The sequence below is a fragment of the Frankia sp. CgKIO3 genome (assembly GCF_977946435.1).
Genome location: NZ_CDWTMO010000148.1, coordinates 1,080 through 10,924 on the forward strand (window position 1 = coordinate 1,080; position 9,845 = coordinate 10,924).

The 9,845-nt window shown below is 70.1% G+C and carries 11 protein-coding genes; 7 read left to right on the forward strand and 4 right to left on the reverse strand.

Features of this window, described 5'->3' with window-relative positions; genetic code table 11:
• From AC08OJ_RS15495 to AC08OJ_RS15505, 3 genes are all read left to right on the forward strand, one after another.
• Window positions 1-214: DUF6039 family protein (locus tag AC08OJ_RS15495; RefSeq protein WP_476596078.1), on the forward strand; the 214-nt coding region annotated here is incomplete at its 5' end.
• 16 nt (window positions 215-230) lie between these two features.
• Window positions 231-2,603 (forward strand): ACP S-malonyltransferase, encoded by a 2,373-nt coding sequence (gene fabD / locus AC08OJ_RS15500; RefSeq protein WP_476596079.1) that lies wholly within the window; start codon window positions 231-233, stop codon window positions 2,601-2,603.
• 10 nt (window positions 2,604-2,613) lie between these two features.
• Window positions 2,614-3,546, forward strand: a complete 933-nt coding sequence (locus AC08OJ_RS15505) for a DUF6039 family protein (protein WP_476596080.1) — start codon at window positions 2,614-2,616, stop codon at window positions 3,544-3,546.
• A gap of 357 nt (window positions 3,547-3,903) precedes the next feature.
• On the opposite strand, the gene AC08OJ_RS15510 is transcribed toward AC08OJ_RS15505, so the two are convergent.
• Genes AC08OJ_RS15510 through AC08OJ_RS15520 form a run of 3 tightly spaced genes read right to left on the reverse strand, consistent with a single transcriptional unit; the run spans window position 3,904 to window position 5,349 of the window.
• On the reverse strand, window positions 3,904-4,053 hold the full coding sequence (locus AC08OJ_RS15510) for a hypothetical protein (protein ID WP_476596081.1): 150 nt from the start codon (window positions 4,051-4,053) through the stop codon (window positions 3,904-3,906).
• Entirely contained in the window at window positions 4,046-4,981 is a 936-nt protein-coding gene (locus AC08OJ_RS15515) for an IS110 family RNA-guided transposase (RefSeq protein ID WP_476596082.1), read from the reverse strand. Before AC08OJ_RS15515 ends, AC08OJ_RS15510 begins: the two co-directional genes overlap by 8 nt.
• On the reverse strand, window positions 4,888-5,349 hold the full coding sequence (locus AC08OJ_RS15520) for an IS110 family transposase (protein ID WP_476596083.1): 462 nt from the start codon (window positions 5,347-5,349) through the stop codon (window positions 4,888-4,890). Before AC08OJ_RS15520 ends, AC08OJ_RS15515 begins: the two co-directional genes overlap by 94 nt.
• 416 nt (window positions 5,350-5,765) lie before the next feature.
• Here AC08OJ_RS15520 and AC08OJ_RS15525 point away from each other — a divergent pair, with 416 nt between their 5' ends.
• Entirely contained in the window at window positions 5,766-6,914 is a 1,149-nt protein-coding gene (locus AC08OJ_RS15525; protein WP_476596084.1) for a MalY/PatB family protein, read from the forward strand.
• Between the two features lie 117 nt (window positions 6,915-7,031).
• Here AC08OJ_RS15525 and AC08OJ_RS15530 read toward each other — a convergent pair whose 3' ends face one another.
• Window positions 7,032-7,574 (reverse strand): YdeI/OmpD-associated family protein, encoded by a 543-nt coding sequence (locus tag AC08OJ_RS15530; protein ID WP_476596085.1) that lies wholly within the window; start codon window positions 7,572-7,574, stop codon window positions 7,032-7,034.
• 483 nt (window positions 7,575-8,057) lie between these two features.
• Here AC08OJ_RS15530 and AC08OJ_RS15535 point away from each other — a divergent pair, with 483 nt between their 5' ends.
• The 3 genes from AC08OJ_RS15535 to AC08OJ_RS15545 all read left to right on the forward strand — a co-directional run bounded on the left by AC08OJ_RS15535 (window position 8,058) and on the right by AC08OJ_RS15545 (window position 9,825).
• Window positions 8,058-8,717: an ISAs1 family transposase gene (locus AC08OJ_RS15535; RefSeq protein ID WP_476593793.1), complete on the forward strand. Its 660-nt coding sequence runs from the start codon at window positions 8,058-8,060 to the stop codon at window positions 8,715-8,717.
• Window positions 8,718-8,790: 73 nt separating this feature from the next.
• Window positions 8,791-9,330 carry a winged helix-turn-helix domain-containing protein gene (locus AC08OJ_RS15540; RefSeq protein WP_476596086.1) on the forward strand — a complete coding sequence of 180 codons (540 nt, stop codon included), beginning with the start codon at window positions 8,791-8,793 and terminating at the stop codon, window positions 9,328-9,330.
• A 96-nt stretch (window positions 9,331-9,426) separates the two neighbouring features.
• Window positions 9,427-9,825, forward strand: coding sequence for a transposase (locus AC08OJ_RS15545; protein ID WP_476596087.1), 399 nt, complete (start codon window positions 9,427-9,429; stop codon window positions 9,823-9,825).
• Window positions 9,826-9,845: the final 20 nt, after the last annotated feature.

Genomic DNA, 9,845 nt, shown 5'->3' on the forward strand with positions numbered 1-9,845 from the left:
CGTGATGGACCGGCTGCACTGGCTGGTGCACTTCACGTCGTTCGACGCCTACCAGGAACTGACCGACCTGGAGCGCACCGACGACGAATTCCGCACGTTGATGACCAGGGACTACATCTCGCCCGTCAAGGGTGGGGGCGGCTGGGGCCGCACCTTCATGCCGGGCACGATCGAGGACACCCTGCTGGTGCCCTACCAGTACCCGGCCGGCTGAACCCCCGGCGTCGTCGATGAGGGTCTGGGTCTTCCCCGGTCAGGGGTCGCAGCGCGCAGGGATGGGTGCGGAGCTGTTCGACCGGTTCCCGGAACTGGTCGCCACCGCCGACGACGTGCTGGGCAGGTCGGTGCGTGAGCTGTGTCTGTCGGACCCGGCGGGCGAGCTGGCCGACACGCGGTGGGCGCAGCCGGCGATCTTCGTCGTCAACGCCCTCGCCCACCGGGCCGTGTCCGAGCGGGAACCACCGCCCGACTACCTGGCCGGGCACAGCCTCGGTGAGTACAACGCGCTGCTCGCCGCCGAGTGCTTCGACTTCGCCACCGGCCTGCGCCTGGTGCGGCGGCGCGGTGAGCTGATGGGTGAGGCGGCGGGTGGCGGGATGGCGGCCGTGGTCGGGCTCGACCCGGACGAGGTCACCGCGCTGCTGCACCGGTGCGGGGTCGCCGACAGGGCCCAGGTCGCCAACGAGAACTCGGTCACCCAGGTGGTGGTGTCGGGTGAGGCCGAGGCGATCCGTCTGGTGCGCCACGCGGTCCGCGAGCTGCCCGGAAAGCGGTGCGTCCCGCTCGCCGTCAGCGCGGCGTTCCACTCGCGGTACATGGCGGACGCGGCGCGTCGGTTCGGCGAGCACCTGGCGGGCGTCGTGTTCCGTGACCCGGCCGTGCCGGTGATCGCGAACGCGACCGCCGCGCCGTACCCGGTGGGCGGGGTGGCCGCTCTGCTGGCGCGGCAGATCGACAGCCCGGTGCTGTGGCGGAGGTCGATGCGCGAGCTGATCCGACGTGGGGTCACCGAGGCGCGCGAGGTCGGCGACGCCAGGGTTCTCACCCCGCTGTGGCAGGCCGCGGTGGCCGAAGGTCCCGAGCCGGACGGGGCCGCGGCGGCCGACGGTCCTGGGCCGAACGGGGCCGCGGTCGGACGTTCCGGGTGGGACGCGGTCGTGGTCGGGGGTTCCGCACCGGCCGCGCCGGAACCGGCGGCACCGGCGGCGAACGGTCATGCCCAGCCGGAACGCGAGGTCGACCCGGACGCCGCCGCGCTGGGCAGCGCCCGGTTCCGGGCGGCCTACGGCCTGCGGTACGCCTACCTCGCCGGTGCGATGTTCCGTGGGGTCGCGTCGGTCGAGTTGGTCACCCGCATCGGGCAGGCCGGGCTGTTGGGCTACTTCGGGTCCGGCGGACTCGATCTGGCCGAGGTCGAACGCGCCGTGCTGCGGCTCGCCAGCACGCCGGGCCTGACCTACGGCGTCAACCTGCTGCACGACCTGGCCGACCCGGCGGGCGAGGAAGCGGTCGTGGACGTCCTGCTGCGCCACGACGTGCGGTTCGCCGAGGCGGCGGGGTTCACCTCCGTCACTCCGGCGGTGGTGCGGTTCCGGTTCGCCGGGGCGCGCCGCGGGCCGGACGGGGCGCCGGTCGCGGTCCGCCATGTCCTGGCGAAGGTGTCCCGGCCGGAGGTGGCGGCTGCCTTCATGGCCCCGCCGCCGGCCGACCTGCTGCGCGGCCTGGTGGACCGGGGCGCGCTGACGCGCGGCGAGGCGGAGGTGGCGCGGCGCCTGCCGGTGGCCGGTGAGGTGTGCGTCGAAGCCGGCTCGGGCGGGCACACGGACGGGGGAGTGGCGCTGACCCTGATCCCGTCCCTGGCCCGGCTACGCGAGCGGGTGGTGGCCGAACACGGCTACAGCGACGGGGTGCACCTCGGCGCGTCGGGCGGTCTGGGTGCGCCCGAGGCGGTGGCGGCGGCGTTCGTGCTCGGCGCGGACTTCGTGATGACCGGCTCGGTCAACCAGTGCTCGCCGGAGGCGGGCACCTCCGACGCGGTCAAGGACCTGTTGTCCGGCCTGGACGTGCAGGACACCACCGACGCCCCGGCGGGCGACCTGTTCGAGCTGGGCTCGCGGGTGCAGGTGGTCCGCAAGGGCACGCTGTTCGCGGCCCGCGCCAACCGGCTCTACCAGCTCTACCGGCAGCACGGCGGCCTGGAGGAGCTGGACGCGGGCACCCGGGCTGCCCTGGAGCGGGACTGCTTCCGGGCGCCGCTGGAGCAGGTGTGGAAGCAGACCCGCGAGCACTACCTGGGCATGGGGCGTCCCGACGAGGTGGAGCGCGCCGAACGAGACCCCAAGCACCGCATGGCGCTGGTGTTCAGGTCCTACTTCGCCCGTACCAACCGCCTGGCCACCGCGGGCGACGAAGCCGAGCGGGCGAACTTCCAGATTCACTGCGGCCCGGCGATCGGCGCGTTCAACCGCTTCGTCGCCGGGACGCCGTTGCAGGACTGGCGCGCGCGCCACGTCGATCTCATCGCCGAGCGGCTCATGGTCGGCGCGGCCCACGTGCTGCGGGAAAGACGAGCGGCGCTCACCGGTGCCGCGTCACGAGAATGAGGGAGAAGCAGTGACCGAAGTCGGCAACGGGACCCCCACCGTGCGCTCAGCTCTGCACCAGACGAGCCAGCCGGTAGACCGGGTGCTGCACTCGGGTAACTGCGGCGTCCTGGTGCAGCGTTCGGCCCAGATCGCCGCCAGCCAGGCAGACCTGGCGCGCGACCTCGCGCGTGAGGCCGCGCAGTTCGTCAACGGCAAGCAGGACGGCCTGGCGACGGTATTCGTCTACGAGGATACCTTCGGCGTCAAGGACCGCGTGCACTGGCTGATCCACCTGCGGTCCCTGGAGGACTACGACGCTCTGGTCCATCTCGGGGGCGCGCCTGACCTGCGCGACGGCGTGCTGGGCGGCTACGTGGCGCATCAGCGGGCCCGGGACTGGGGGGCAGCGTTCGTACCCGGCAGCGTCGAGGAGCACATGATGTTCCCGCAGCGGTGGGGCATGTTCGGCACGGCGACCGAGGCGATGGCCAAGGACCCGTCCCTGAGCCCCCTGAAGGCCGACTCGCCGGTGCCGTGGTTCGAGGTGCTGGGCGCGGCCCACCAGACCGCGCAGGATCCGGACCGGATCCTGACCACCGCCAGCGTGGGTGTGATCATGCACCGCGTGATCGACTTCAGCTACCAGTTCCGCGCCGAGGCGCGGCTGTTCGCCCGGACGGTCGCGGAGAACATGAACCTCAACGCGACCGGCCACGCCACGGCGCTGGTGTTCGAGGAACTGTTCGGCCCCATGGAGCGCGTGCACTTCTTCATCCACATGAAGCACCTGAGCAGCATGTACGTGCTCATGGGCATCGATGCGCGCACGGATCCCACCGCGCCGCGCGCCGCCTACATGCGGGACTGGGTGTCGCCCGAGCGGGGTGCGGGCGGCTGGGACCGCATCATCCGCGAGGGCGGCGGCCGGGACCACGCGCTGACCGCGCAGCAGTGGGGCTAGCGAGGACGCGCGAAGGGGAGGAAACCCGGCCGGGTTTCCTCCCCTTTTCCGTGCGATGTGACGAACCGCCCGACGCGGGCCCGCGCCCGGCGGATCGGGAGGGGCCCGCGGGGCCCCTCCCGATCCGCTGTCAGACCATGGTGGTGATGCAGAACGGGTGCCCGGCCGGATCCTGGAGGACCCGCCACCTGACTGGAAAACCCAGCGCAACGTGGGCAGGCTCGTGCCCACCAGGGCACTTGGCCGCTAGTGGGGGTGATGGCAACGGGTGCGATGCGGCTGTTACCGGTCCTTCTACCGGCGAGCGGCGTTGGACGGGCGAGCGATCTCGCTGGCGGGTGGCCGTCAGGGCGCGGGTCAGGCGGCGGCGAGGGCCGCGGCCTGCTCCGGGGAGATACCGAGGTTCTTCATCTGGCGGGCGGCAGCGCGGCTGCGCCGCTCGGGGTCGCCTTGGCGGGCGTAGTAATCCTCGCCGAGGTCGCGGAATGGTACTGCTGGATTACTCAACAGCTCCCAGATAATTGAGCCGCGCTGTCGCGACGACTGCCTTCAGCGCCCCGCGGCGGCGTTTGAGTCGCCGGTGGCGGGCACCGGTAAAGGTGTGGGTCCGCCCGGCGACGACCGCGGTCGTCGCGAGGATCCGGCGCGGGTAGCGGTTGCCTTTACCGGTCCGGCCCATGCGCAGCGAGCCACCGGACTGGATCGTGCGCGGGGTCAGCTTTGCCCAGGACACCAGATGGCCCTTGGTGGGGAACTGGGACATGTCCGTGCCGATCTCCGCAAGGATGATCCGCGCGGCGTCCAGGCTGATCCCGGGGATCGCGTCGAGCAGCGCGACCAGACAGGGTCCGGTCATCCCCGCCGGCCAGGCGGGCCGGGCCGGTGCGGCGGACGGGACGATCTCGCCGGTGGCCGGGTCGACCGTGCCGTCTTCGCCGCCGAAGGTCTCGGTGGTGGTTCGGGTGGCGGGAGCGGCGATCTCGACGTGGCCCTTGGGCATGGGCAGCGTGGCGACGTACTGCTCGATCCGCGCGGACAGCGAAGCGATCTTTGTGTCGATCTCGTCGATCTGCTCGAGGTAGACCTTGAGCTGGAAGGCGTGGTGGTCGGAGAACTGGCCGGTTAACGCGGCGATCAGCGTCTCGCGGGGTGCCTTCAGCCCGCGGGAGAGGTCCGCGAGCCGGCGCGGGTCGCGCTCGCCGGCGACCATGGCGTCGAGCATCCGCCGCCCGGAGAGCCCGAAGATGTCCGAGATCACCGCCGAGAGCTTGACCAGGGCCAGTTCGAGGACCTTCTCGACTCGCTGCTTGGCCCGGGTCCGGTCCGCGACCAGGTCCGCGTTCATCCGGGTGAGGTCGCGCAACTCCCGGATCTCCTTCGGGGGGACGAACGAGGCGCGCAGCATGCCCCGCTCGGTGAGCTTGGCCAGCCACACGGCGTCGAGTTTGTCCGTCTTGGGACGTCTTGGGACGTCTTGGGACGTCTTGGGACGTTCTTGACGTCGCGAGCGTTGACCAGAACGACGTCCAGGCCCCGTTCTTCGAGGAAGAAATACCATAACCGCCAGTAGTCGGAGGTGCTCTCGGGCGTGACCCGCTCGATCCCCTCGCGGACCAGTCTGTCGGCCAGTTCCACCACCGCCGGGTAGGTCGCCGGCACGTCGAGGACCGCTGTGCGCCGCTTGCCCTTCTTCCCGTACGGCATGCGGATGCACACCTTGCCCGCCTTCTTGGCGACGTCGATGGCGGCGACGCGCTGGAGGATCTGCTCATCCTCGTCGTCGGGCAGCTCCACGCCCTCCACACCAACCCCCTTCAGGTCGACTACTAGAAGCAGCCGTCCGGGGACCGAAAGCAATCATATTCTGACTGGCGTGCTCGGAGCACAGGTGGCGACCCGTAAGGTCAGGATCCCTCGCCAAACTGAAAATCGGCCTCAAGGCCAGGAAGCGGACGGCGTTGGACGGACGGCCGGCGCCGACCTTCCCAGACCGCTTGGCAGGGCAGACCTTCGGCCAGGGGAAGCCGGTCACGCGCTCGCCGACAGGTGTACACCGGCACCATGGCGGCGCGATCCCGGGAGGCCGCCAACAGCCCGGGGCCCTGGCAGGGCCCGATCGACCAGCCGGACCGACCGCGGCAGCACCAGCCCTTTCACGCCGCAGGCGGCGTGCCCGAAGGGCCAAAGAAACTGAGAGGTGGCAGCGGTACTCGGCCGAGGTGCTGCCGTCGTTCCTCGCGGAGATGGACCTGCCGCTCGCCGAGCCGGTGCTCGAGGCGATCCGCAACGCGCTCGACCGCGGCGACCTGGGCTACACCTTCACCACCAGCTCGCAGCTGCAGTCGGTGTTCGCGAACTGGCTGCGCTGCCGGTTCGGCTGGTCGGTGGATCCGGCGATGGTGATCCCGTTCCCGGACACCATGCGGGTGGTCGAGGTCGCGCTGGAGCAGTTCACCGAGCGGGGGGACGCGGTGGTGGTGGACGTCCCCGCCTACCCGCCGTTCTTCGAGGCTGTCACCGCCGCCGGGCGCGTGCTGGTGCCCAACGGCATGAAGCTGCGGGACGACGGCTGGCGGCTGAACCTGCCCGGCCTGGCCAAGGCGTTCGCCGACGGGGCCAGCACCTACCTCATGTGCAATCCGCACAACCCGACCGGCAGGGTGTTCACCGAGTCCGAGCTGCGCGCCGTGCTGAGGCTGGCGGAGCGGCACTTGGCGGTGGTGATCTCCGACGAGGTGCACGCGCCCCTGGTGTACGCCGGGCGTGAGCACGTCCCGATCTCCTCACTGCCCGGGGCCGCGGCCACCTCGTCGGTCACCGCGATGTCGGCGAGCAAGGGCTGGAACATCTCCGGCCTGAAGTGCGCGCTCGCCGTACCCGGCAGCCCCGCCGACCACGAGCGCCTGATGGGTATGCGGCCCCGCGACCGCGACGGCGTGGGCATCCTGGGCGTCGAGGGCAGCGTCGCCGCGTTCGCCGGCGGCGACCTGTGGCTGCGGCGGACGATGCGCTACCTGGAGGGGAACCAGCGGATACTCGCTGACCTGCTGGGCTGTTTCGGCTCCGACGTCACCCACCACGCCTCGGACGGCACCTACCTGGCGTGGCTGGACTGCCGCCGCATGGCCGACCGTCTGGGCATCGCCGACCTCGGCCAGTTCTTCCTCGACGTGGGCAAGGTCGCGGTCAGCGATGGCAGGCTGTACGGGGCCGAGGGCTTCGTCCGGCTCAACGTCGCCACGCCGCGCCCGGTGCTCGAGGAGCTGGTGCGGCGGATGGAGAAGGCGGTGCGCCAGGTGGAGCAGCCTGCCGGCACCGACGACCGGCACTCGCTGCCGAAGGTGCCCGCCACCGGCGTGCTGCCCTGATGGTGAGGTCGGCGGCCACGTGCGCTGGGGGCCAGGTACGCCGTTCGTCACTCGCGTTGGTCACCCGCGTCGGGTCAGAGGAGGCACGGTGCGGCCGTTGGCCGAGTCCTGCAGTAGCTACTCGAACCGCTTGGCCCGGGTCTGGTCCTTCTTGGCGCTGGTCACCCACCAGATGGCGGCCTTGCGGTAAGAGGCTGGCTGGCTCTGGAAGAAGGTCCACGCCGCGTCGTCGGCCTTCAGCCGCTGCTCCTGGTCGGGCTCGAAGGCGACAGAGTCCCCGTTCTGCTCGTAGGAATACGACCCGGCCTTCGCCTCGGACCGATCCTGGAGCGCCTTTTCCCCGGCGGACCGCATCCGCCCCTCGGCACGCAGCTCCGCCACACGCCTGCGGTTCACGTCGCTCCACACGCTGCCGGGCTTGCGCCGCGTGAACCGGATGACGTAGTGCTGCTCGTCCACCCGCTGGCGCCTGCCGTCGATCCACCCCACGCACAACGCCTCGTCGACCGCCTGGGCCCACGTGATGCCGGTTCTGCCTGCTCCCTTCTTGTAGAAGCCGACCCACGCCTCACCTGCCGTCTCGTGATTGGCCTCCAGCCAGCTGCGCCATTCGTCGGGATCCGCGAAGTACGTGGCCTTGGGTTCCGGGCTACTGGACAAGACCCCTCCCGGGAGATCGCTATTGTGGCCGATGCTACCCGGCTTGTGACGTTGTGACGTGCGTCTCTTAAAGACCAAGCTGGTAGAGAAGGCGGTCTGACTGCAAACATGTCGGAATGTCGCCCGGTACGTCGACCCAATTGTCCTCAAGCGTCACCGCAGAGCATGTTATGGTCAGGGCCGCGCAGAGATGACGCTACGTTGTGATCGGTGACGTTTTGTAGACGTGCTGTGGGGTGACTCGGGGCGCCCTAGGCGACACAGCGCGAGCGAAGCGTCCCTTTCCCCATGCGTACCTGGCACGGGCCGCGCAAACCAGCTCCGCACGCCCAGATATCGGTTCGAGGAACACGGCAAAGCTCTTCGAGGAAAACTTCCGGTCGTTGAATTACCGAAAACCTGGCCGGCCGTAGTGACGGAAGTGGCCTTCCGGTCGGATGATGAAAGCGCGACCAACCAAAACCCGACCAAGAAGGCCATCTCGTGCCATCATGCCAGACCGGCGCCGCGCTGTCGAACGGCCACGACCAGGCCATCGACGGAAAAGCCGCCCGACTTCTCGAAATGCTGCGCCAGGTAAAAGACTTCCGCGCCGACCGTGGAAAGGTCTACGACCTTCCTTTCGTGCTCGCCGTCACGCTCGTCGCGACGCTCGCCGGCGCCACGGGATACCGGCAGATCGGAAGGCGCGCGGCCGACCTCCCGCAATGCCTGCTCGCCCAGCTCGGCGTACCCTACGACCATTTCACGGCGGCCTACGCCGCACCGAGCGAGTCCACCATCCGCGACGTCCTCACCCACGTGGACGCGGACCTGCTCGACCTGGTCACCTGCGCCTGGATCCACGACTGCGCGACCCGCGACCACGACGGGGACCTCGTGATCGCGCTGGACGGCAAGGTGCTGCGCGGCGCGTGGACCGACGAGAACAAGCAGGTCAAGCTGTTCGCGGCCATGACCCACGACACCGGCGCGGTGGTCGCGCAGACCCTGGTACCCGACGACACGAACGAGATCACCCAGGTCGCCAACCTCGTGAAGAACCTCCACCACACCCGCGGCCGGACGATCGCCACAGCCGACGCGGCCCACGCACAGTTCAGGACCGCCATCCTGCTCAGAAAACGCGGGATCGACTACTGAGCTTTAAATTTCGGGGTCAGGGCGGTTTTCTGTAGCTGTCTACCAGCGGGTTTGGGGCGGGTAGACCAGTTGTATGAGGTACGCGACGGGTGGCGGGTTGACGCCCGCCGATCAGGTGGAACGTGAACGGGTCCGGTTGGCCGCGGCCAGCCGGTTCGCGGCGGGGGCGAGCCAGGCCGAGGTCGCCCGGGAGTTCCGGGTGACTCCGAAGACCGCGAGCCGCTGGCACCACGCGTGGGAGACCGGGGGTGAGGCCGGGTTGCGGTCGGCCGGGTCGGGGTCACGGTGCCGGTTGGATGATCGGGACCTGGCCCGGTTGGAGGCGATCCTGCGCCGCGGTCCCGGACCGTACGGCTGGGATGATCAGCGGTGGACGTTGGCCCGGATCGCCCAGGTGATCGAGCGGGAGTTCGGGGTGTCCTACACGCTGGCCGGGGTGTGGCTGCTGTTGGACCGGCACGGCTGGTCGTGTCAGCTTCCCGCCCGCCGGGCGGTCGAACGCGATGACACCGCGGTCCAGACGTGGACGGAGCAGGAGTGGCCGGCGGTAAAAAGACCGCGGCGACCCAGGATGCCTGGGTCTGTTTCCTCGACGAGACAGGGCAGAGCCTGAGGCCGCCACGGGCACGGACCTGGGGTCGACGTGGGCGGACACCGGTGGTGCGGGTACCCGGCCGGAGCAGGTCCGGGCGGGTGAGTGTGGTTGCCGATGGTCTGCTACCGGCCCGGGTGGCGGCCACGGCTGCTCTACCGGGCCCGGATCTGGCGTAGTCGTCCCGGGGAGCGCAAGGGCATCGGCTGGGAGGACTGCCGGAATCCGCTGGCCGCCGCGCACGCGCAGCTTCCCGGGGGCCGGCTGATCCTGGTCTGGGACGGGGTGAACATCCACCGCCAAGCGGAGATGGCCGCGTTTCTACAGGAACACGCAGATTGGGTGAGCGTGGTGGCGTTGCCGGCTTATGCCCCCGAGCTGAACCCGGCGGAGGGGGTGTGGTCACAGATCAAGCGGACCGCGCTGGTGAACCTGGCCGCCCGCACCCTCGACGACGTCCACCGGGCGGTCAAGCACGGGCTGAAACCAGGGCGCCGTCAAAGGGATAGTCATTAAATAAGTTGATCATTTGATCT

Bases quoted from the DNA above. Each gene is read 5' to 3' on its own strand.
- AC08OJ_RS15540 (WP_476596086.1), top strand. From the start codon at position 8,791: ATGAGGTACGCGACGGGTGGCGGGTTGACGCCCGCCGATCAGGTGGAA.
- AC08OJ_RS15545 (WP_476596087.1), top strand. From the start codon at position 9,427: ATGGTCTGCTACCGGCCCGGGTGGCGGCCACGGCTGCTCTACCGGGCC.
- fabD (WP_476596079.1), top strand. From the start codon at position 231: ATGAGGGTCTGGGTCTTCCCCGGTCAGGGGTCGCAGCGCGCAGGGATG.